The sequence below is a fragment of the Streptomyces sp. NPDC028368 genome, from assembly GCF_055565615.1.
On record NZ_JBVHTY010000008.1, the window covers coordinates 329,680 to 350,242 of the forward strand.

A 20,563-nucleotide genomic window follows, 5' to 3' on the forward strand; every position below is an offset into this window, starting at 1 on the left:
GCTCATTCCTTCCGGCGCCGGGCCGGCCGCCGAGCCGGCCGCTCCCGCTTCTCCGCGGGCTCCTTTTGCGTCTTCTCGGAGTCCTCGTCGTCCTCGCGTCCTCCCTTGACCGCGTCGGACACCGCCTCCGCGGCCCCCTGCAGGGCGCCCTTGGCCTTGCCCTCGGCACCGCCCTCGGTCACCTCGCCGACGATGTCCGTCAACTTGCTGGGCGCCTTGTCTCCCGACTCCAGGTCGAGGCGGTTGCAGGCCTCGGCGAAGCGCAGATAGGTATCGACGCTCGATACGACGATGCGGGCATCGATCTTGAGGATTTCGATGCCGACCAGCGACACCCGTACAAAGACGTCGATGACCAAGCCACGGTCCAGGATCAGATCGAGAATGTCGTAAAGGTTTCCGCTACCTCCCCCACCCGCCCTGGACACGGTTCCTCCGCCTTGCGGCACCACAGTCACGGTGCCTCCTTTCGTCGGCTCGCCCCTGCCTCGGCGGGGCGCCGCCGTTCCGTTCGCCTGGCGAACGGAGCTTCCCTGTCGATCAGCTACGCCCGTCGATCTGGCTTCGGGTGTAGCGGCCGATCCGCTCGTACGCCACCAGTTCGCCCTCCTCGTCGAGCGTCACCCGGTAGGTCGCCATCACGCTGGTGGTCTGGGGGACGCGTTCCAGCTCCAGAACTTCCACGTCCGCCTGCCAGCCCTCGGCCGTCGGCTTCACCGCGGAGACGGACTCGGGGGCCCGCCCCAACAGCTCCTGGAGCTGCTCGGCCGCGTACCGCATGGCCCGCGGCGCCGAAACGCGGCGGGACGCCTTTTTCGTGGCGCTCTCGCTCTGTGGACTGCCGCTGCCGGCCCGGTCGTCATCGGCCTTCTGGGCGACGGTCTTCCGGGCAGTCGTCTTGGCGGTCTTTTTGACGGTCTTCTTGCGGGACGGACGCCGTACTCGGTCCGTACCGTCCTCTTCACCTGCGGCCATGTTCTCTCTCCGGGATCGGAGACGACATGTTGCCCGCGCTCCCTTCGGGGAGACGCCATTACATGATATACGGCATGAGAATGGGGCAACTTGGGCGTGACGGACGGTCTCGCCGGGCGCCGTACCGCCGCGGCGGGGCTTCATTGAGCCGAGGCCCGGCCAGGGGGCTGACGAGCCGGTACGGAGCCGGACGTCCTGCACGGGAAGCGGACGCGAATCCTGGGGCCCGGGAGGCGGAGTAGCGCTTGCGGAGCCTGCCGGGCCGTATGGCGAAGCGGGACCGGCTCGGATCAGCCACGGTCCCGGGTGGCCGGTGACGGCTTGTTTCGCGGTCGGTGAGCCACGTCGCGTCAGTGCGTGACCACACGGCGTTGAGGCCGCCCGCCTGCCGGTTTGTGCCGACGGCGCTGGGGGCGGGGCCCGCGCCGTGGCCCGCGTATCGGAGCCGGAGGTCTCCCCCACCAGCCTCTCGCGGCGCCGCTGCGCGCTCCTGCCCCGTCACCGAACGGCTGATCTGCACCGCCTTGAGCCCCGGACATCACGGGTAGCAGGGACCGCCAGCGAGCCAACAAGTGAGCCAACGAGCTCGCCTGCGTACCCGATACGAACAGGAGCAGCCTGATGAACGATGTCGTCACGGCAGGCCGTACCGTCCTGGTGGGGATCGGCGAAGGGGGCGGCCAGGAGGCCGTTGTCCGGCACGCCGCGCGCCACGCCCAGCTCCACAACAGCCCCTTGCACCTCCTCCATGTCACCGAATCGCCGGACCCGGCAGGGTGGTTGTCGGAAGACGGAAACGAGACCGGCCCGGCGCCGGGCAGTTGCGTGGTCGAGCCGCTCGAGGCGCTGGTGCGGGCGGAGTTCCCCGGCGTGACGGTGAGCGCCGAGGCAACACCTGGCCGGGCCGCCGCGGAGCTCTTGAGCCGGTCTTCCCGGGCGGCCGCCCTCGTCCTCGGGCACCACGGAAACGGCGGCTTCCCCCGCCTGCCCCTGGGCTCGGTCAGTTGGGAGGTGGCCGCACATGCCGGCTGCCCGGTCATCGTCGTCCGTCCCGGAGAGACCCCCGCGGCTCCGGAAAACCGCGTCGTCGCCGGGGTGGACATCTCCGATGTCTCCGAAGAAGCCCTGGACCTGGCCTTCGCAGAGGCCGAACTGCGCGGCGCCCCGCTGGAGATACTGCATGCCTCGTTCCACCCCAGCGACCTTCCCGCCGGACCGAGCCTGGTGGCACCCGACTACCAGGCCCTCGACGACGCGGCACTGCTCGTGCTCGAGGCCGAAACCGCCAAGCGCCGTGACCGCTACCCCGGGGTCCACGTCCACTCACGCGTCGAGCGCGTCCGCCCCGCCACCATCCTGCGAGAAGCCTCACGGCACGCCGCCCTGCTGGTTGTCGGCTCGCACGGACGCAGCGGACTACGGCGGCTGATGCTGGGATCCCTCAGCGGCGAGGCGCTGCATACGTCGGGGTGCCCGGTGGCCGTGGTTCCCTGCACGGATGCTTCATGAGGCCGGACGGCACCTGGGCGAGACGCGGGCGTACCCGAGTGGTGGCCGCGGTGGTCTACCGCCCGACTACGAGGTGACTCGCTCATAGGACCCGGCTGGGGCCGACGTTCGACGAAGATGCGGGGACCTGGCTCATGGCGGCGTGGAAATGGCGTCACCGGGGTGGACCGAAGGTCCGCTCATTTCTCTTCGTCTGCTTCGTCGTAGCCCTCTTCGTCGGCCTCTTCCCAGTCACTGTCCTCGGCGCCGCCGTCCTCCTCCTCGTCAGATTCCTCGCCTTCCTCGCCTTCCTCGTCCTCTTCCTCATCCTCGTCGTAGTCCTCGCGGTCGCCGCCCTCGGCTTCTTCGTCCTCGGCTTCTTCGTCCTCGATGGCCTCTTCGTGGGTCCGTACGACCTCGCCGTCGCGAATTTCTCCGCGCCAGCCCTCCGCCTCTTCCTCGGTGAGGCTGACGTAGCGCTGGAAGTGTTTGAAGTCCAGCCTCAGCCGACGCCCCTGAGCTCGCCACAGATTTCCGGTTTTCTCGAAGAAACCCGAGGCGTAGTACTCGACGACCAGAACGATCCGGGTCAGATTGGGTGCCAGTTCGTGGAAACTGACGGCACCCCGGGTCGATCCCTTGGCGCCCTCGGACGTCCAGACGATGCGGTCGTCCGGTATCTGCTCCTGGACGGTCGCCTTCCAACTCCTGGTTGACGGGCCGACCTTGGCCTTCCAGTCGCTAGTGGAGTCATCGCTCCGCGATACGCTGCGTACGCCTTTGGTGAAGCTGCTGAACTTCTCGTACTGCGTCCAGTGATCGTAGGCAGTGCGTACCGGCACACCGACATCGAGCACTTCGATGATGTTGGTGACCTTCGTATCTCCCGACTTACCTCCCTTTCCGCCACCGAGGGCTTCTTTGGCCTTGCCCAGGACGTTGTCCTTGACGTCCTTCAATTTCCCGGTGACCGCGGCCTTGATCGGAGAGTCACCCTTGAGGAGGTTGGCCCCGATATTGGCCAGAGACCCGCCGTTCTCGGCGACATCGGAAAGCTGGTCCGTCACATCGACCAGCTTGTCACCGGCCTTCTCGGCCAGATTCCCCACCCAGGCGTTCACGTAATTCCCGAGCTCGCCGCGCAGTCGATCGATTCCCGAGTCTCCTGCACCGCCGTTTTCCTGTTCCGTCTTGGCCATGACCGGCTACCTCCGGCGCTCGGCGCGCGATGATGTCTTCTTGGCAGCCCTCTTCGACGAGGCTGTCTTCTTACTCGACGAAGCCGCTTGCTTCCGTCCGGCCGCCTTCTTGGCTGGCGCCTTCTTGGCGGGGGCCTTCTTGGCGGGGGCCTTCTTGGCGGGGGCCTTCTTGGCGGGGGCCTTCTTCGCCGCGGTCTTCTTAGCCGTCGTCTTCTTGGCTGCGGTCTTCTTGGCCGGGGCCGACTTCCTGCCGGCGGTTTTCTTGGCCGTGGCCTTCTTGGCGGGAGCCGACTTCTTCGCCGGAGCCGACTTCTTGGCCGCGGTCTTCTTCGCCGGAGCCTTCTTTGCCGGGGCCTTCTCCGCTGCGGTCTTCTTGGCCGGGGGCTGCTTCTTCGCTGCGGTCTTCTTCGCCGCAGCCTTCCTGGAGGGAGCCGGCCTCTTCGCTGCCGACTTCTTTCCCGCCCGCTTTTCCGGAGCCGCCTTCGAGGGTTCTCGCGCAGCACGACGGCGGGGACGCCGCCTCGGCTCCTCCTCCGGCTCCTCCTCTTCTTCCTCTTCGGGTTCCTCTTCTTCCTCTTCCTCTTCGGGCTCTTCCTCTTCCGGCTCTTCTTCCTCCGGCTCTTCCTCCTCCTCTTCCTCCTCTCCCTCCGCTTCTTCCTCCTCTTCCTCTTCCGGCTCCTCTTCCTCCTCCTCTGCGCCTTCCTCCTCGTACTCCTCTTCCGGCTCTTCCTCACCGCTCTCGAGTTGGAGGGTGCGGTCGTGGAGCGTGTCGGCGAGCGTCGCCAGCTGGCGGTTGGCGGCAGCCGTGACGGCCTGCCGGCCGGCGTCCATGACTTCCCCGCGCAGCTGCTCAACCAGCTCCGTGACCTGGGGTATCTCGCTGAGCTTCTTGACCCCTTCCACTACGAGCTGGCGCGGCTCAAGCCCGAATTGGTGCCCGGCGAGGTAGGAAGCCACGGTGAGAGCGAACCGCCCCTTTTTCGTACGGCCCAGAACGTAGCCGCCGAGCAGAGCAGCGCCGAGCAGGACCTTGGACCCGTCATTCATACGTGCATCACCTCTTCATCGGCATGCGGCCGACCGGCGCCCGTGCAACAGTCGAGCGGCCATCCCCCTCACGTCCGAACGCCTCAACACAGCGGCACGGCGTGCGTCCGGGATTGCTCTCCCATATTTCAAGAGTGGGCCGGGTCCTGACCTACGCATCCCGAGCGGCCATGAGGTGACACTGTGGAGTGGGGTGATTGTGCTGCGTGGTGGGGCGCGGGCGCGCGTGCGACTTCGGCCACCGGGTCGCCACGTTGCGTAAGGGCGGCCCGCGATCGCTCACGCCAAAAAGAACAGCCGGGAGTCACGGGAATCAGCCGGGAGCCGAGCCGGGAATCACGGGATCAGCTCGGCACCGGCGCATTGCCAATTGGCCGTAGCAGCCGCCCCACTCGCCGTCACGCCGTCACGCCGTCCCCTGTCCCGCGTCCCCCGTCCCCCGTCAACGGGGGCCAAGCGCGACAGGGCCGGACCGGCGTGCCGCCGCCCAGTCCACGATCTGCACCGCAGCGCCCGCGGACTCGTGCCCCTGGCAGCGGGCATGATGCCGGCGCGCGATGCCCTCCAGGTCGAGGTGGGAGCCGAAGGCGGGGAGGGCGGCAAGGCGGCGGGCATACGACCACAGCTGTCGGTGGTCGGCGATGCGGTGTACCGCGGCGGCATCCAGGTGGCAGCGGTGCACGGTGTCGAGCTGTACCAGCGTCACCCACAACTGCACGTCCGCAGCGGTGAGTTCACCGCCCAGCACGAAGTCGCGGCCGGCCAGCCGCCGCTCCAGGGAGTCCAGCGCACGCAGCAGGGTGGCCAGCGCGGTCTCATACTCCGCGCTGTCGGCGCCGAGTCGGCCGGCGCGCTGCGCGGCCTCGTTGATGGTGTCCTCGCAGAGCCGCCCGATCTCCTCGATGTCGTTCCGGGCATGGTGCGGATACAGCGCAGGGCCCTCGCCGCCGAACCGCTCGGCCAGGTCGCGCAGGATGTCGGGCGCGTGCGTGCTGACGATCCGCCCCGTCCATCCGTCACTGAGCACCGGCGCCGCGGCCGGCCCGGGGTGCTGGTGCGAGCTGGCCTCGTACAGCGGGCGCAGCGAAAGGAATTCGCCTCCCGGAGCGTCGGGGACGACGGGCAGCAACGTCACCGGGAGGGCGTAACCGAGGCTCAGGAGGCTGTGCGTAACGGCGATTCTCAGACAGTCCGGACAGGACAGCGAGAGATGCAGACGGTAGCGGTGTGGCACGGCGTAGTGGCCGCTGCGTGCATCGCAGCCGATCCTGCCCCGGAGGGATGGCGCGGAGGTCTGGGACGTGGCAGACGCGCTGGTCGTAGCGGGCGTAGCGGTCATACGGGCTCCTGACATCTGGGCCGTTTTCACGGGCCGTTTTCACGGACGTACGGACGGGTGCACGGGCCGGCGTATGGGCGGATGTGGGGACTGGCGTGCGACTGGACGTGGGCGCCGGCGTACGGCCGGTGTATGGGCAGGTGGACGACCCAGCCCGGCAGCGGCTGGAGGTCGCCTCGGCTTGGGCCGAGCGCAGCCCCGGGTGCGGAGTGGATGCGTCACGCGACAGCAGTCGGGCGGACGGGAAGGCAGGCAGGCAGGCAGCGGAAGGGGGCTCGAGCCGCGATCGCCTCAGCCGGATTGCCTCAACTGAGGGGACTGGCCGCGCTGCAGACGCGCAGCAGATCGATGTGCCGGCGCGAGGTGAGAAGGGGGAGCGGCTGGGCCGCGCAGACCGCGCGGTCGGTGTCCAGCGCCATACACCCCATGATTTCCCACCCGTTCGCTAGGGTTCCCGCCCCTGAGTGTCGAGCCGCCGGCGGGCCGCGTCAAGGGTGGTGCGCGGCCGTGGACCGACGTAGGGCCCGGTGGCGATGCCGGCGGACCGGTCGATCGGCAGGGAATAAACCCGGGGGCCCCTCTCCCGCGCCCCTACGGGATAATGGACGCATGCGGATTTCAGCCAGAGCGGACTATGCGGTGCGGGCCGCGCTGCAACTCGCTGATGCCCGGGATGCGGGGCCGCTGAAGGCCGAGGCCATCGCGGACGCTCAGGACATTCCACACAAGTTCCTCGAAGGCATCCTCAACGACATGCGCCGGGGCGGACTCGTCCTCAGCCAGCGCGGCGGCAACGGCGGCTATCGGCTGGCGAAGCCCGCGGAGGCCATCAGCATCGCGGATGTGATCCGGGTCGTGGACGGGCCACTGGTGTCGGTACGTGGCGTCCGCCCGCCGGAGTTGTCCTACACCGGCCCCGCCGAGTCGCTGCTCCCGCTGTGGGTGGCGCTGCGGGCCAACGTCCGCCAGATCCTCGACGGTGTGTCGCTGGCCGATGTCGCGGCCGCCGAACTGCCCACCCGGGTATCGGCGCTGACCGAGGACCCCGCCTCCTGGACAAACCCCTAAGGGCTGTCCCGCGGGACGCACGCCCGGGAAGCGGGTCTCTCCTCGTCCGGTCGACGGCTCAGCTGTCATCCGGTCCGGATTCCGACCACGGGCTGTCCATCCCTTGAACACCCCTTGCTCCGCCCGGAGTCCGGAAGCATTCTTATTCCCTACCAATCCAGTGGGAAAACTAGGGAACGAGAGGTGGTGGCGGCCGTGAGAGCGCCGATCCGTGCCACCGCTCCTCCGCCCCTCCGCGCCTCTTCCCGGCCGAGGCTCACCGGCCCATCCGACCCGACAGGACGGTGAAACGGCGCCATGCCGAAGAAGTCCGCAGCACTCCCCGCCTCCCTCCAGGCCGACCCCTTGACGGAGGACGGGATCTGGTCACGCGTCACCCATGAACTCGCGGACGATCTCGCCGTCGACGCGCTGGCCCGTGACCGAGCGGGCAAGCCTCCCTTCGACGAACTCTCGCGGCTGCGCGAAGCCGGCCTGCCCGCCCTGCTGATGCCGCCCGGCCCGCTGCGCAGGGGAAGTGACTGGCGTACCGCTTGTACGGTCGTCCGGGAGATCGCGGCGGCCGACAGCTCCATCGGCGAGCTGCTCGCCCGGCACTACGTCCTGTCGTGGAGCGCACGATTTTTCGGCACCCCGGACAGGGCCGACGCGCTCGAACTCCAAGCGGCCGAGGAGCAGTGGCTCTGGGGCGGCAGCACCGACGTCCCGGGGACGGGGGCGGAGGAGTCCAGCGCCGAACTCACCCTCACCCCCACCCCAGGCGGCTACGCCCTCAACGGGCGCAAGGCCTTTGCCGCGGGGGTGGCCGTCGCCGACCGCCTGGTGCTCGGCGCGCTGTGCACCGAAACGGGCGAGCCGCGGATCGTGCTGGTGGACCCGGCCCACCCCGCCGTAGCGGCCGACCCGGCGCATGACCGCCTCGGGCAGCGCCTCACCGGAGCCGGCAGCATCGGATTCGACAGCGTCCCGGTGGACACCGGCCAGGTGCTCGGCGCCGTCCCACGCGACGAGCACGACCTCTCTCCCTTCGCCGCTCTCGCCCCGTTGGCGCTCCGGCTCGCCCTCGTCCACGTCGGCCTGGGAATCGCCGAAGGCGCGCTGGCCGAGGCGCGGGACTTCAGCCGCGCCACACCGCGCTCCTGGCCGGTGACGGTTCCGGACGACGGCGCGTACGCCGACCGCCCAGGCAGGGATCCCTACCTGCTCCTCGCCTACGGGGAATTGGTGGCCGCGGCCCACACCGCCGCATCGGTCGTCGAACCGGCGACGGAAGCCCTGGCGAAAGGCCTCGACAAGGGACAGGACCTGGACGTCGAGGAGCGCGCCGACATCGCCGTCCTGGTCGCCGCGGCCGAGGCCGTCACCAGTAAATCCGCCATGCAGATCACCACCCGCATCATGGAGCTCACGGACGCCGCCGACCTCCCCGCCGAGGGACCTGGCTTCGACAGGTTCTGGCGCAACGCGCGCGTCCTGACGGCGCAGACCTCCCCCACCCATAGCCTCCGCGACCTCGGCGACCACTATCTGAACGGGACACATCCGTCCTTGACGCTGCGCGCCTGACCGGCTTCCGCGCCCGGTCAGCCCGACTTCTTGACGAATTCCGTGGTGTAGGTCTTCTTCAGGTCCACCGTGGCGTTCTTCAGGTTGGGGTTGAAGGCCTTGAGGACGCGCTCGACGGTGGCGGGCCCGTCGGACGGCATCACGCCGTCCTTGGTGAACATCGGCAGGGTGTCCTTGATCGCCTGGGCGTACAGCTGCTTACCGCCCTGTGCGTAATCGGACGGCATCTTCGCGGCGATCTGCTCCGGGGTGTGGGTGGACATCCACTTGAGAGTCTTCACAAAGGCGTTGGCCAGCTTCTGCACCGTTTCCTTGTGGCTGTTCACCCAGTCGGCGTTCATGTAGAGGCTGGAGGAGGGGTACGGCCCGCCGAGTGCCTGCTTCGAACCTTCGGGGGTGCGCATGTCGACGAGGACCTTGCCGAGTTTCTTGTTCACGACCTGCGCGACCGTCGGGTCGGTCGTCATTCCGCCCTGGATCGAGCCCTGTTGGAGGGCCGAGAGGAAGGTCTGGCCGGCGCCGACCGCCACCGGCGTGAACTCATTCGTCTGTACGCCGTTCTTCACCGCGAGGTATTTGGTCAGGAAGTCGGTGGACGAGCCGAGGCCCGTGACGCCGAGCTTCTTGCCCTTGAAGTCCTTGGGTGAGGTCAGATCGCCCGCCGCCTTGTTCGAGACGACCTCGACCTCACCGGGGGCGTGGGCGAGCTGCACCACCGATTCCACCTGCTTGCCCTTGACCTGGAGATCGAGGGTGTGGTCGTAGAACCCGACGACGCCCTGCACATCGCCGGAGACGAGTGAGGTGGTGGCCTGTACGCCCGCCGGTTCGGTGAGCAACGTGACGTCGAGGCCTTCTGCCTTGAAGTAGCCGAGCTGCTGAGTGAGTCTCGCGGGGAGGTAGATGACCTTGTCGAGGCCGCCGACCATGATCTTGACGTTGCCGTCCTTGGCGTCGGAGCCGGCGGCCGGGGAGCCACCGCCGCCGCAGGCGGTGAGGGTGGCCAGAGCGAGGGCGGCGGCCGACAGCTTGAGTGGAGTGCGCATGATCACGTCCTTGGGAGAAGGTCCTGGGGAAGGGGACTGAGGGGGTTTGGGTGGCTCGAGGGGTTTGGGCTGCTTGAGGAGTTTTGGGTGGCTCAGCGGTCGGCGCCGGCGTCGGCCGGCTTCCAGCGGAAGAGCCGCTTTTCGAGGAAGGCCAGCAGCCCTTCGGCGAGCAGGGCGACGACGGCGAGGATCACCATGGCCGCGTAGACACCGGCCGCGTTGAAGGTGCCCTGCGAGGCGGCGACCAGCAGGCCGAGGCCCTTGGTCGCGCCGATGTACTCGCCGACGATCGCGCCGATCAGGGCGAAGCCGAAGCTGACATGCAGGCTGGTGAAGATCCAGGAGGTGGCGGAGGGGATCACGACCTGCAGGGTGACCTGGCGGGGACTGGCGCCGAGGATCCGGGAGTTGGCGACCAGGTTGCGGTCGACCTCCCGGGCGCCCTGGAAGGCGTTGAAGAAGACCGGGAAGAAGACGAGTACGACGGCGGAGGCGACCTTGGAGGCCGGGCCGAGGCCGAACCAGATGAGGAAGATCGGGGCGAGGACGATCCGCGGCAGCGCGTTGAGCACCTTGATGTACGGGCCGAGCACATCGGCCAGGAAGCGGACCCGGCCGAGCGCGATGCCCAGCACCACACCGCCGATCACACCGATGACCCAGCCGAGGAGCGCCTCGTAGAGCGTGTACCAGATCTGCTCCCACAGTGAGCCCTGCGGGGTGCCGTGCAGCGCCCACTGGCTCATCTGGTCCCAGATCTTCGAGGGCATCGAGAAGTTGAAGGGGTCGATGACGGCGGTCCTGGCCAGCCCTTCCCAGAGCCCGATCAGGCCGATGAGGAGCAGCACCCGGGTGCCGTGGACGAGCAGTTTGTGGTTGCGGGCGGCGCGGGCCCTGGCCTGTGCGCGGTCCGTACGGTCCACCCCCGCGCCGGACTTCGTCAGGGCAACGGTCTCAGGCGACATCTGCGGCGCCCCTCTCGCGGGTGATCCGTACCTCTTCGCCGAGCGAGGACCAGATCTCGCGGTAGATCTCGATGAACCGCGGCTCGAGCCGCACCGACTCGACCTTGCGGGGCCGTGGCAGGTCGATGGCGAACACCTCCTTGACGGTCGCGGGGCCCGCCGTCATCACCACCACCTTGTCGGCGAGGGCGATCGACTCCTCCAGGTCGTGCGTCACGAAGACGACGGAGGCGCCGGTTCCCGACCACAGCTCGAGGAGTTCGTCCGACATCAGGGCGCGGGTCTGTACATCGAGGGCGGAGAACGGCTCGTCCATGAGCAGCAGTTCGGGGTCGTTGACGAAGGTCGCGGCGAGGGCGACGCGTTTGCGCTGGCCACCGGAGAGCTGGTGCGGATAGCGGTCCTCGAAGGCGGCCAGTCCGACCCTGGCGAGCCACTCGCGCGCCCGCTCCTTCGCCTCGGGCTTCGGTACGCCACGGAAGCGGGGGCCGGCCATCACATTGGACAGGACGGTGCGCCAGGGGAAGACCGCGTCCTGCTGGAAGACGAACCCGATCTTGTCGCCGATGCCGCGGACCGGCTCACCGGCGACCAGCACCTCGCCGACCGTGGGCTCCTCCAGCCCGCTGATCAGCGTCAGCGTGGTGGATTTTCCGCACCCGGTGGGCCCGACCACGGCGACGAATTCACCTCGTTCGACGACCAGGTCCAGGTCCCGGACTGCGGTGTGCAGCGCTCCCGACGGGGTCCGGAATGCCTTGCTCGTTCCCCGCAGTTCGATCGCGGGGCTGGGGTGGCTGTTCATGGACCGGGAGGCTAGGAGCGATCCGGGCCGGCGCGGCAGCCTTGTGGGCGCAAGCCGCCTTTCTGCGCGCAATCCCTGTTGTGCTCGTTTTGCTCACGCTAAGGGCTGTCCCGTAATGCCTGGTGGATCAGCGCACGGCGTCAGATGCGGTGCATCGTAAGGCGGAGGGACGTCCGGATACTGGGCGTATCCGGACGTTCCGACAACGCGGCGAGGTGCCGTAGCTGTCGTCGTGCGCCCGCCAGGCATTACGGGACAGCCCTTAGAACGACGGAAGCCTTACCGAGGGGTGGGCATCCGGTCACGCACGGCTTACCGTGCGGGAATCGCCACGTCATACGGATGAGCCGGTTCCGCAAAAGGTGCGGAGGTCCGGGAGCTGCGGGAGCTACGGGAGACAGGGAGGGACCGTATGCGCATCCACTGGCCCGGACGGCCCCGCCAGTCCCGTCGGCCCCGTCGGCCCCGTCGGATCTTCGCGCAGGTTCTGACCGTGCAGGTGAGCATCACCACCGGGGTGATGGTGCTCGCCACCGGCCTGTTCCTCGCCCCGCTCGGCTCCGAGCTCGACGATCAGGCGATGCGGCGGGCACTGTCGATCGCCCAGACCGCCGCGGCCGATCCCGACCTCGCCCGGGAGCTGGTCACCACCGGGCCGGATCCGCGCGGGCCGGTACAGGCGGACGCGGAGCGGATCCGTACGGCGACGGGGGCGCTGTACATCGTGGTGATGGACATGCGCGGGGTGCGCTGGTCGCACACCAACACCGCCGAAATCGGGCGGCATGTCTCCACCGATCCGGCCCGGCCCCTCGCCGGGCAGGAGGTACGGGGGATCGACACGGGCACGCTGGGGCGTTCGGCCCGCGCCAAGGTGCCGCTGCGCGACGACCGCGGCCGGATCGTCGGCGCGGTGTCGGTCGGTATCGCCTACGACAGCGTCCGGGGGCGGCTGCTCGGCACCCTCCCCGGGGTGTTGCGGTACGCGGGCGCGGCACTGGCCGTCGGCGTGCTGGCCGCGGTCGTCGTCTCCCGCCGTCTGCGGCGCCGTACGCACGGTGTCGCCTTCGCCGATATCTCCGCGCTGCTCGATGAGCGGGAGGCGATGCTGCACGGCATCCGTGAGGGCGTGGTGGCCTGCGACCGGCACGGCCGGATCCGGCTGGTCAACGACGAGGCCGGGCGGCTGCTCGGCCTCGATACGGCGGCCGCCGGGCGGGCCCTGGAGGAGGTGCTGCCGCCAGGCCGGACGACGGATGTGCTGACCGGGCGGGTGGCCGGGGCGGACCTGCTGGCCGTCAGCGGTGGGCGGGTACTGGTCGCCAACCGGGTGCCGACGCGGGACGGCGGCGCGGTGGTGACCCTGCGCGACCGCACCGAACTGGAGCTGCTCGGCCGTGAACTGGACAGCACCCAGGGCCTGTTGGATGCCCTGCGCGCGCAGGACCACGAGCACGCCAACCAGCTGCACACGCTGCGCGGGCTGCTCGAACTCGGCCGGCACGAGAAGGCGGTGGAGTTCGTCGCCCAGGTGGCCGGCGCCCACCGGGCGTCCGCGGAGCAGATCGCCGAGCGGGTGCACGACCCGCTGCTCTCCGCGCTGCTCGTCGGCAAGGCGGCCATCGCGGCCGAACGCGGGGTGTCGCTACGGGTGTCGGCCGCGACGCTGCTGCCCGATGCGGTCGTCGACCCGCGCGACCTGGTGACCGTACTCGGCAATCTCCTCGACAACGCGCTGGACGCCATCGCCGAGCACCGCCGCGCCGACGCGTGCGCCGAGCCGTTCGTCGAGGTGGAGCTGCGGGCCGAAGGCGGCACGGCCGTGCTGCGGGTCTCGGACACCGGGCCCGGTGTGCCGCCCGCGATGCGCGACGCGATCTTCACCGAGGGCTGGTCCACCAAGCTCGCCCCTCCCGCGGCCGCCCACCGCGGCCGGGGCATCGGCCTCGCGCTGGTGCGCCGGCTGGCCGAACGGTACGGCGGAATGGCCCGGGTGACCGCTCGCGCGGGCGGCGGCGCGGTGTTCACCGTCGTACTGCCGGAGGCCCTCGCCCTGGAGGACGGCGCCCCCGGTACCCGGCTCACGGCCGCCGCGGAGCCACGATGACCGTTGGAGGGTCTCCATGATCGACGTCCTTGTGGTGGACGACGACTTCCATGTCGCCGAGATCAACGCCGCCTACGTGTCCCAGGTACCGGGCTTCCGCGTCACCGGCCGCGCCCACACCGCCGCACAGGCGCTGGCCACCCTGGAGCGCACGCACGTCGATCTGGTGCTGCTCGACCACTATCTGCCGGACGAGACGGGCCTGGCCCTGATGCGGCGGCTGCGCCAACTCGGCCACCACGCCGACGTGATCATGGTGACGGCGGCCCGCGATGTGGTCACCGTCCAGGACGCGATGCGCTGCGGCGCGCTGCAATACCTCGTCAAGCCGTTCGGCTTCTCCGGGTTGCGCGCCAAGCTCGAGGGCTATGCCGCGCTGCGCCGGACCGTCGCGGGTGTCGGCGGGCGCGGCGAGGCCGGCCAGGAACAGGTGGACCGGATCTTCGGGGCCTTCCGTACCGCCGACTCCCCGCACACGGAACTCCCCAAAGGCCATTCGGCGGCGACCGTCGACCTCATCCGCCATGTCCTCGGCGAGGCCGGCCACCCGCTCTCCGCCCACGAGGTGGCCGAACGCGCGGGCGTGAGCCGTTCCACCGCCCAGCGCTACCTCAAACACCTCGAACGCAGCGGCCACATCACCCTGACCCTCAAATACGGCGACACCGGGCGGCCGGAACACCGCTACCGCTGGGCGAGCGGGCGGTAACCGGCCATAGCGCGGGCCCGCGGCGGGGAACACCCGCGCCGCCCTCACCCCCGGCACACCCGGTCCAGCACCCCCGCGATGTCGTCGAGGACGTCGGGCGGCGGGGTGAACGGCACACGGAGGTGATGGGTGAGGGTGGCGTCCGCGGCGAAGCGGGGGCCGGCGGAGAGGTCGAGGCGATGGGCGCGGGCCCGCTCGATGACCGTGTCGGCGCGGATGTCCGTCAGCCGCAGCCATAGAGCGAGCCCGCCGGGCGGGAGGGTGAACCGCCAGCGGTCGTCACCGGCGAGCAGCTTGCTCAAGTGGTCGCGCTGGAGGCGTAGTTCGGCCCGGCGGCGAGTCAGTACGGGGTGGGGGTCGGTCAGCAGCTCCAAGGCGACCAGCTGCTGCATCGGTGCCGCGGACAGCGGTCCGCACAGCGCGTTGCCGCTCAGTTCGGCGATGAGGCGTGCGGGCCCGCGGATCCAGCCGACACGCAGCCCGCCCCATACCGACTTGGCGGCCGAGCCGATGAGCACGGCACGGCGGATCCGCGGCTGCGGGCGGGGCTCCTCGCGCAGGTCGAGGTCGCGCAGGGTCTCGTCCACGACGACGGTGACGTCGTGCCGGGCGGCCAGTTCGGCGACCGTACGGCGGGTGCGGGCGGACATCAGCGCGCCGGTCGGGTTCTGGAAGTCCGGTACGAGGTAGGCGAGTCCGCCGTGCGCGGCACGCAGCGCCGCCGCGACCTGGTCGAGGTCCCAGCCGTCGGTGGTGACCCGGAGGCCGGCCGTGCGCGCACCGGCGCCGCGCAGCACGTGGAGCGCGTCGAAGTACGTGGGGACCTCCACGGCCGCGACGCGCGGGCGCAGCTGGGCGCAGAGCAGGGCGAGCGCGGCCCGTGCCCCGGAGGTGATCAGGATCTGCTCGGGGCGGGTGGGCAGGCCCTCGTCGGTGTGCCGCTCGGCGATGAGCTGACGGAGGGCGGGCAGGCCGGGGCCCGGCTCGCCGTCCTGGGCCAGCAACGGGACCAGGCGTCCGGCGGCGCGCTGGGTCGCCGCCAGATAGGCCGTCCGCGGGGCGGCCGGTACGGCGCGGCGCAGATCGAGGGAGCTGGTCTCCCCGGTCGCGGAGACGGGGGCGATCCGTTCGGCCGCCTCGGGTGGGAGCCGGACCGTGCTGGCGCTGCCGTGCCGGGTGTGTACCCATCCGCCGTCGCGCAGCCGGTCCAGTGCGGCGGTGACCGTACCGCGACTGACCCCGAGGACGGCGGCCAGCCGGCGCTCGGCGGGCAGTGCGGCACCGGTCCGCAGCCGGCCGTCCAGGACCGCTTCCCGTACGGCACCGGCCAGCGCCCCGGCCAGCGGGACGCCGGGTCTGCGCCACTCCCCCAGGCCCCTGACCAGCTGCTCATCGCTCATCCGCACCGGTCCAGTTTCCCATGATTGGACCAGGAGGAAGGGGCGTCAGCGGACTAGCGTCATGGCGGACCAGCCTCGATGCACACCTGTGTGCCCTGCGCACCCTGTGAACGGAGCCCGTATGCACCCGCGACTCGCCGATGACCTCGCCGATCTGCCGGACCTCTTGGAGGCCACCCAGCGGCATGCCGCGGCCCTTCTCGACGGCCTCTCCAAGGCTCCGGTCGTACCGGATGTGCCGGCTCCGGACACCGTGCCGCTCCCTGGGGAGGCCATTGGACTGCCCGGTGCCCTGCGGGAGTTCGCCGCCCGCTGGCAACCGGGACTGTCGGCGAGCGCCGGGCCGCGCTACCTCGGATTCGTCACCGGTGGTGTGACGCCCGCCGCGCTGGCCGGCGACTGGCTGACCGCGACCGCGGACCAGAACTCGATGTCGTCGCTGGACGCCGCCGGCCAGCATCTCGAACGGGAGACGGTCGGCTGGCTGCGGGAGCTGTTCGGCCTGTCCGAGCACCACGAAGGGGCCATGGTCAGCGGTGCCACCATGTCCAACACGGTCGGTCTGGCGATCGCCCGTGAATGGCTCGGCGAGCGGCGAGGCGTCTCGCCCGCCGAGGCCGGGGTGGCCGCCCTGGGGACCGTGCGCGTCCTGTCGGGCAGCCCGCATTCCAGCGTGGCCAAGGGCCTGTCCCTGCTCGGCCTGGGCCGCGCGGCCCTGCGGACGGTGGCGACCCTCCCCGGACGGGAGGCGGTGGATCCGGCGGCGCTGGAAGCGGCGCTGCGGGAGGCGGACGGACCGTGCGTCGTCGTGGCCAACGCCGGTACGGTCAACACCGTCGACTTCGACGATCTGCGGGCCATCGCCGCGCTGCGCGACCGCTACGGCTTCTGGCTGCACGTCGATGCCGCCTTCGGCGCCTTCGCCGCGCTCTCCCCCGAGCACGCCCCTCTGGTCGCCGGCCTCGACCTGGCCGACTCGCTCTGCGTTGACCTGCACAAATGGCTGAATGTGCCGTATGACAGCGCGGTGCAGTTCACCCGCCGCCAGGATCTGCAGGCCCGGGTGTTCAAGAACGCGGCCGCCTATCTGGGCCCGCTGGGCGCGGATCCCGACCTCGTCCATCTCACCCCGGAGAACTCCCGGCGGCTGCGTGCGCTCGCGACCTGGTTCACGCTGCGCGCGTACGGACGCGACGGCCACCGCGAGATCGTCGAACGCTGCGTGGCCTGCGCCTGCACCCTCGGCGCCGCCGTCGAGAACATCGCGGGACTGCGCCTGCTGGCACCGGTCCGGCTGAACGTCGTCTGCTTCACCCTGGCCGATGACCCCACCTCCGAACGGCTCGCCGCCCTCGCCCACGAGCTGGCGCCCGAGGCCTTCCTGACCCCGACCGTGTACGCCGGACAGCCCGCCCTGCGGGCCGCGTTCAGCAACTGGCGCACCACGGACGAGGACGCCCGGCGGGTTGCCGGGGCGCTGGAGCGTGCCGTCGGGACACTCTGAATCGTCATCGCGCCGCGGCCGGCCACCCGGTATCCCTCCCTCCCGGGCGGCCGGCACGGGCCGACGTTAGCCATACGGCCTATTTGCCACGAATTCGGAGCATCTTGACAGGCGTGTTGGCACGAATTATGCAGATGGTGTAGGTGGCTTGCTCTCCGTACCAGCAGGCGAGAGGGCCTGTGTGGTGGACCGTACGGCGCAGCATCGCTGCCCCGAGTTGGCGACCGCTCCGGGAGCGGGTGGCCGCAAGGTGAGGAGAGGACCATGGCACGTGCAGTGGGTATCGACCTTGGTACGACGAACTCGGTGGTCAGCGTGATGGAGGGCGGTGAGCCCACCGTCATCACCAACGCCGAGGGGGCCCGGACGACGCCGTCGGTCGTCGGGTTCGCCAAGGGCGGCGATGTACTGGTCGGTGAGATCGCCAAGCGGCAGGCCGTGACCAACGTCGATCGCACCGCCCGGTCGGTCAAGCGGCACATGGGCGACGCGCAGTGGCGCTTCCCCGAGAGCGGTGACATCGACGGCAAGCGCTACACCGCGCAGGAGATCTCCGCACGGGTGCTGCAGAAGCTCAAGCGCGACGCCGAGCAGTACCTGGGCGAGGACGTGACGGATGCCGTCGTCACCGTCCCGGCCTACTTCAATGACTCACAGCGCACCGCGACCAAGGAGGCCGGGGAGATCGCGGGCCTGAAGGTGCTGCGGATCGTCAATGAGCCGACCGCCGCGGCGCTGGCCTACGGCCTGGACAAGGAGAACGACCAGACGATCTTGGTCTTCGACCTCGGTGGCGGCACCTTCGACGTCTCGCTGCTGGAGATCGGCGACGGCGTCGTCGAGGTGAAGGCGACCAACGGCGACACCCATCTCGGTGGCGACGACTGGGACCAGCGCGTCGTCGACTACTTGGCCAAGCAGTTCAAGAACGCCTACGGCATCGACCTCTCCCAGGACAAAATGGCCACCCAGCGGCTGCGCGAGGCCGCCGAGAAGGCGAAGATCGAGCTGTCGGCGGCGACCGAGACCACGATCAATCTGCCGTATCTGAGCGCGACGCCCGACGGGCCGCTGCACATGGACGAGAAGCTCACGCGCGCCCAGTTCGAGCAGCTGACCGCCGACCTTCTGGAGCGCTGCAAGGCCCCCTTCCACAACGCGGTCAAGGATGCGGGGATCAAGGTCTCCGACATCAACAACGTCATCCTGGTCGGCGGCTCGACCCGGATGCCGGCGGTAACGGAGCTGGTCAAGGAGCTGACCGGCAAGGATCCGCACAAGGGCGTCAACCCGGATGAGGTCGTCGCCCTCGGTGCCACGCTGCAGGCCGGCGTCCTCAAGGGCGAGGTCAAGGACGTCCTCCTGCTGGACGTCACCCCGCTGTCCCTCGGTATCGAGACCAAGGGCGGCATCATGACCAAGCTCATCGAGCGGAACACCACCATTCCCACGAAGCGGTCGGAGATCTTCACGACGGCCGACGACAACCAGCCCTCGGTGCAGATCCAGGTATTCCAGGGTGAGCGCGAGATCGCGGCGTACAACAAGAAGCTCGGGATGTTCGAGCTGACCGGTCTGCCGCCGGCCCCGCGGGGCCTGCCGCAGATCGAGGTCTCCTTCGACATCGACGCCAACGGCATCATGCACGTCACGGCCAAGGACCTCGGCACGGGCAAGGAGCAGAAGATGACCGTCACCGGCGGCTCCTCGCTGCCGAAGGACGACATCGACCGGATGGTCCGTGAGGCCGAACGGCACGCCGAGGAGGACCGCCGCAGGCGCGAGGCCGCCGAGACCCGCAACCAGGCCGAGCAGCTCGTCTACCAGACCGAGAAGTTCCTCAAGGACAACGAGGACAAGGTCCCCGCCGAGACGAAGACCGAGGTCGAGACCGCCGTCGGCGAGCTGAAGGAGAAGCTCAAGAGCGCGTCCGCCGAAGGCGACGACACCGCCGAGCTCCGCACCGCCACGGAGAAGCTCGCCACCGTCTCCCAGAAGCTGGGCCAGGCCATGTACGGCCAGGCGCAGGCGCAGGACGCGGCCACGGACGCCGGCCAGGGCGGTTCGGGCGCGGCCGGCGGTGACCGGGACGATGTCGTTGACGCGGAGATCGTCGACGACGACAAGCAGGAGGGAAGCTCCCGATGAACCGTCCGACCGACATCCGTGGCCTCCCCCATCCGCCGCTGGCGATCGTCAGGGACCGGCCGCACGACAGCCCCGCCGTGCTCCCGCCCCGCGCCTCTCCCCGCACGGACACCGCCGATACGGACAGCCGCACGGCATCCGGCCCCGGCCCCGGCCCCGCGGCCGCACGGCCGGTGTCCCTGGAGGACGGGCTGCGCGCCGAGCTGCGCGAGCGCACAGCCGATCTGCAGCGGCTGAAGGCGGAGTACGACAACTACCGCAAGCGGGTCCGCCGCGATCGCCTGGCGGTCGGCGAGATCGCCGTGGCGAACGTGCTGGGCCGGCTGCTGCCCGTACTCGATGCCCTCACCGAGGCCGCCGAGCAGGGCGAGTTGACCGGCGGCTTCCGGCACGTCGCCGAGGCGCTGGAAGCCGAACTGGCGGCGCTGGGCCTGGAATCCTTCGGTACGCCGGGGGCTCCCTTCGACCCGACCCGCCACGAGGCGGTCACCTACACACCAGCCGATATTCCCGGCGGCCAGGTCGAACGCGCCATGTGCACCGCCGTCCTGCGCCCTGGCTACCGGGTCGGCGGCCGGCTCCTACGGCCCGCCCAGGTGGCGGTCACGGGTGAGGCGCCCGTCGGTGAACGCTGACGCGGCGCGCACGTCATCCCCCCGTACGCAGCCCCTCGCCCCCTGACCCGCCGTCCGCCGCGGCCTCGCTTGCCGGCCCGCCGTCAGCTCACCGTTCGTGTTCCACCATCTCCTTGAACTGCTGGAGATCCGTCCGCAGTCCCCGCTCGATCGCGGCGGCCTGGGCAAACCCCTTCGGTCCGCCGAAGTCCTCCTTGACGGTGCCCGGGTCGTACTCGAACCGGGCCTGGAGGCGGGTGTGCTCCCGGTCGATCGGCAGCAGCGAGACGGTGCCTGCCAGATCAGGACCGCTCGTGCTCTGCCACGTCATCACCTTTTCCGTGCTGCGGTCGCTGATCTCGAGCTCGAGCTCCCGGGACCGGCCGCCCGCATCGAGTCCGAGATGCGTCCGCTTGCCCTCCAGATGGGCCTCGCGTACGCCGTCCACGAACTTCGGATAGCTCTCCACCTTGTGGAGACAGTCCCAGGCCTTGTCGAGGGGAGCGCCGATGTCGATGTGTTCTTCGAGAGTGCTCATGGGGCACCTCACAGCTTGGTTCACGGCCAACGGGTTACGTCTCCA

Annotated in this window: 19 protein-coding genes; 8 read left to right on the forward strand and 11 right to left on the reverse strand. The window is 69.9% G+C overall.

The features are described from left to right. Positions 1-2: 2 nt before the first annotated feature. Both ACZ4S3_RS20970 and ACZ4S3_RS20975 read right to left on the reverse strand, forming a co-directional pair. Positions 3-458: a gas vesicle structural protein GvpA gene (locus tag ACZ4S3_RS20970; protein WP_467936276.1), complete on the reverse strand. Its 456-nt coding sequence runs from the start codon at positions 456-458 to the stop codon at positions 3-5. Positions 459-540: 82 nt separating this feature from the next. Beyond that, positions 541-975, reverse strand: coding sequence for a gas vesicle protein GvpO (locus ACZ4S3_RS20975; protein ID WP_467936278.1), 435 nt, complete (start codon positions 973-975; stop codon positions 541-543). Positions 976-1,596: 621 nt separating this feature from the next. Here ACZ4S3_RS20975 and ACZ4S3_RS20980 point away from each other — a divergent pair. Next, a complete protein-coding gene (locus ACZ4S3_RS20980; RefSeq protein ID WP_467936280.1) occupies positions 1,597-2,484 on the forward strand; it encodes a universal stress protein in 888 nt (295 codons plus the stop codon). 179 nt (positions 2,485-2,663) lie between these two features. On the opposite strand, the gene ACZ4S3_RS20985 is transcribed toward ACZ4S3_RS20980, so the two are convergent. From ACZ4S3_RS20985 to ACZ4S3_RS21000, 4 genes are all read right to left on the reverse strand, one after another. Then, entirely contained in the window at positions 2,664-3,662 is a 999-nt protein-coding gene (locus ACZ4S3_RS20985) for an SRPBCC family protein (RefSeq protein WP_467936282.1), read from the reverse strand. Between the two features lie 6 nt (positions 3,663-3,668). Next, the gene (locus ACZ4S3_RS20990; RefSeq protein WP_467936284.1) at positions 3,669-4,709 is read right to left on the reverse strand and encodes a histone H1-like repetitive region-containing protein; all 1,041 of its coding nucleotides are present in this window, start codon (positions 4,707-4,709) and stop codon (positions 3,669-3,671) included. Between the two features lie 442 nt (positions 4,710-5,151). Then, the gene (locus ACZ4S3_RS20995) at positions 5,152-6,048 is read right to left on the reverse strand and encodes a glutathione S-transferase C-terminal domain-containing protein (RefSeq protein ID WP_467936286.1); all 897 of its coding nucleotides are present in this window, start codon (positions 6,046-6,048) and stop codon (positions 5,152-5,154) included. A gap of 305 nt (positions 6,049-6,353) precedes the next feature. After that, a complete protein-coding gene (locus tag ACZ4S3_RS21000) occupies positions 6,354-6,467 on the reverse strand; it encodes a putative leader peptide (RefSeq protein WP_467936288.1) in 114 nt (37 codons plus the stop codon). A gap of 190 nt (positions 6,468-6,657) precedes the next feature. On the opposite strand from ACZ4S3_RS21000, the gene ACZ4S3_RS21005 reads away from it, so the two are divergent. Both ACZ4S3_RS21005 and ACZ4S3_RS21010 read left to right on the forward strand, forming a co-directional pair. Beyond that, positions 6,658-7,116: an RrF2 family transcriptional regulator gene (locus ACZ4S3_RS21005; RefSeq protein ID WP_467936290.1), complete on the forward strand. Its 459-nt coding sequence runs from the start codon at positions 6,658-6,660 to the stop codon at positions 7,114-7,116. Positions 7,117-7,413: 297 nt separating this feature from the next. Next, a complete protein-coding gene (locus ACZ4S3_RS21010; protein ID WP_467936292.1) occupies positions 7,414-8,682 on the forward strand; it encodes an acyl-CoA dehydrogenase family protein in 1,269 nt (422 codons plus the stop codon). A gap of 17 nt (positions 8,683-8,699) precedes the next feature. Here the strand turns inward: ACZ4S3_RS21010 and ACZ4S3_RS21015 are convergent, their stop codons facing one another. The 3 genes from ACZ4S3_RS21015 to ACZ4S3_RS21025 form a co-directional block, all read right to left on the reverse strand. Next, positions 8,700-9,728 carry an ABC transporter substrate-binding protein gene (locus tag ACZ4S3_RS21015; protein ID WP_467936294.1) on the reverse strand — a complete coding sequence of 343 codons (1,029 nt, stop codon included), beginning with the start codon at positions 9,726-9,728 and terminating at the stop codon, positions 8,700-8,702. A gap of 92 nt (positions 9,729-9,820) precedes the next feature. Then, positions 9,821-10,693, reverse strand: a complete 873-nt coding sequence (locus tag ACZ4S3_RS21020; RefSeq protein WP_467936296.1) for an ABC transporter permease — start codon at positions 10,691-10,693, stop codon at positions 9,821-9,823. After that, the gene (locus ACZ4S3_RS21025) at positions 10,683-11,498 is read right to left on the reverse strand and encodes an ABC transporter ATP-binding protein (protein ID WP_467936298.1); all 816 of its coding nucleotides are present in this window, start codon (positions 11,496-11,498) and stop codon (positions 10,683-10,685) included. The genes ACZ4S3_RS21020 and ACZ4S3_RS21025 overlap by 11 nt, the downstream gene beginning before the upstream one ends. A gap of 412 nt (positions 11,499-11,910) precedes the next feature. On the opposite strand from ACZ4S3_RS21025, the gene ACZ4S3_RS21030 reads away from it, so the two are divergent. Both ACZ4S3_RS21030 and ACZ4S3_RS21035 read left to right on the forward strand, forming a co-directional pair. Further along, positions 11,911-13,605, forward strand: coding sequence for a sensor histidine kinase (locus ACZ4S3_RS21030; RefSeq protein WP_467936300.1), 1,695 nt, complete (start codon positions 11,911-11,913; stop codon positions 13,603-13,605). 16 nt (positions 13,606-13,621) lie between these two features. Beyond that, positions 13,622-14,314, forward strand: coding sequence for a response regulator (locus ACZ4S3_RS21035; RefSeq protein ID WP_467936302.1), 693 nt, complete (start codon positions 13,622-13,624; stop codon positions 14,312-14,314). A 44-nt stretch (positions 14,315-14,358) separates the two neighbouring features. On the opposite strand, the gene ACZ4S3_RS21040 is transcribed toward ACZ4S3_RS21035, so the two are convergent. Next, positions 14,359-15,714, reverse strand: coding sequence for an aminotransferase-like domain-containing protein (locus ACZ4S3_RS21040; protein WP_467936304.1), 1,356 nt, complete (start codon positions 15,712-15,714; stop codon positions 14,359-14,361). Between the two features lie 121 nt (positions 15,715-15,835). On the opposite strand from ACZ4S3_RS21040, the gene ACZ4S3_RS21045 reads away from it, so the two are divergent. The 3 genes from ACZ4S3_RS21045 to grpE all read left to right on the forward strand — a co-directional run bounded on the left by ACZ4S3_RS21045 (position 15,836) and on the right by grpE (position 20,001). Next, positions 15,836-17,218, forward strand: coding sequence for a pyridoxal phosphate-dependent decarboxylase family protein (locus tag ACZ4S3_RS21045; protein WP_467936306.1), 1,383 nt, complete (start codon positions 15,836-15,838; stop codon positions 17,216-17,218). A 264-nt stretch (positions 17,219-17,482) separates the two neighbouring features. After that, positions 17,483-19,366, forward strand: a complete 1,884-nt coding sequence (dnaK, locus tag ACZ4S3_RS21050; RefSeq protein WP_467936308.1) for a molecular chaperone DnaK — start codon at positions 17,483-17,485, stop codon at positions 19,364-19,366. After that, positions 19,363-20,001: a nucleotide exchange factor GrpE gene (gene grpE / locus ACZ4S3_RS21055; RefSeq protein ID WP_467936310.1), complete on the forward strand. Its 639-nt coding sequence runs from the start codon at positions 19,363-19,365 to the stop codon at positions 19,999-20,001. Before dnaK ends, grpE begins: the two co-directional genes overlap by 4 nt. Before the next feature lie 88 nt (positions 20,002-20,089). Here grpE and ACZ4S3_RS21060 read toward each other — a convergent pair whose 3' ends face one another. Then, on the reverse strand, positions 20,090-20,518 hold the full coding sequence (locus ACZ4S3_RS21060; protein ID WP_467936312.1) for an SRPBCC family protein: 429 nt from the start codon (positions 20,516-20,518) through the stop codon (positions 20,090-20,092). Positions 20,519-20,563 lie beyond the last annotated feature (45 nt).

Bases quoted from the DNA above. Each gene is read 5' to 3' on its own strand.
- ACZ4S3_RS20975 (WP_467936278.1), bottom strand. From the start codon at position 975: ATGGCCGCAGGTGAAGAGGACGGTACGGACCGAGTACGGCGTCCGTCC.
- ACZ4S3_RS20980 (WP_467936280.1), top strand. From the start codon at position 1,597: ATGAACGATGTCGTCACGGCAGGCCGTACCGTCCTGGTGGGGATCGGC.
- ACZ4S3_RS20985 (WP_467936282.1), bottom strand. From the start codon at position 3,662: ATGGCCAAGACGGAACAGGAAAACGGCGGTGCAGGAGACTCGGGAATC.
- ACZ4S3_RS20990 (WP_467936284.1), bottom strand. From the start codon at position 4,709: ATGAATGACGGGTCCAAGGTCCTGCTCGGCGCTGCTCTGCTCGGCGGC.
- ACZ4S3_RS20995 (WP_467936286.1), bottom strand. From the start codon at position 6,048: ATGACCGCTACGCCCGCTACGACCAGCGCGTCTGCCACGTCCCAGACC.
- ACZ4S3_RS21000 (WP_467936288.1), bottom strand. From the start codon at position 6,467: ATGGCGCTGGACACCGACCGCGCGGTCTGCGCGGCCCAGCCGCTCCCC.
- ACZ4S3_RS21005 (WP_467936290.1), top strand. From the start codon at position 6,658: ATGCGGATTTCAGCCAGAGCGGACTATGCGGTGCGGGCCGCGCTGCAA.
- ACZ4S3_RS21010 (WP_467936292.1), top strand. From the start codon at position 7,414: ATGCCGAAGAAGTCCGCAGCACTCCCCGCCTCCCTCCAGGCCGACCCC.
- ACZ4S3_RS21015 (WP_467936294.1), bottom strand. From the start codon at position 9,728: ATGCGCACTCCACTCAAGCTGTCGGCCGCCGCCCTCGCTCTGGCCACC.
- ACZ4S3_RS21020 (WP_467936296.1), bottom strand. From the start codon at position 10,693: ATGTCGCCTGAGACCGTTGCCCTGACGAAGTCCGGCGCGGGGGTGGAC.
- ACZ4S3_RS21025 (WP_467936298.1), bottom strand. From the start codon at position 11,498: ATGAACAGCCACCCCAGCCCCGCGATCGAACTGCGGGGAACGAGCAAG.
- ACZ4S3_RS21030 (WP_467936300.1), top strand. From the start codon at position 11,911: ATGCGCATCCACTGGCCCGGACGGCCCCGCCAGTCCCGTCGGCCCCGT.
- ACZ4S3_RS21035 (WP_467936302.1), top strand. From the start codon at position 13,622: ATGATCGACGTCCTTGTGGTGGACGACGACTTCCATGTCGCCGAGATC.
- ACZ4S3_RS21040 (WP_467936304.1), bottom strand. From the start codon at position 15,714: ATGAGCGATGAGCAGCTGGTCAGGGGCCTGGGGGAGTGGCGCAGACCC.
- ACZ4S3_RS21045 (WP_467936306.1), top strand. From the start codon at position 15,836: ATGCACCCGCGACTCGCCGATGACCTCGCCGATCTGCCGGACCTCTTG.
- dnaK (WP_467936308.1), top strand. From the start codon at position 17,483: ATGGCACGTGCAGTGGGTATCGACCTTGGTACGACGAACTCGGTGGTC.
- grpE (WP_467936310.1), top strand. From the start codon at position 19,363: ATGAACCGTCCGACCGACATCCGTGGCCTCCCCCATCCGCCGCTGGCG.
- ACZ4S3_RS21060 (WP_467936312.1), bottom strand. From the start codon at position 20,518: ATGAGCACTCTCGAAGAACACATCGACATCGGCGCTCCCCTCGACAAG.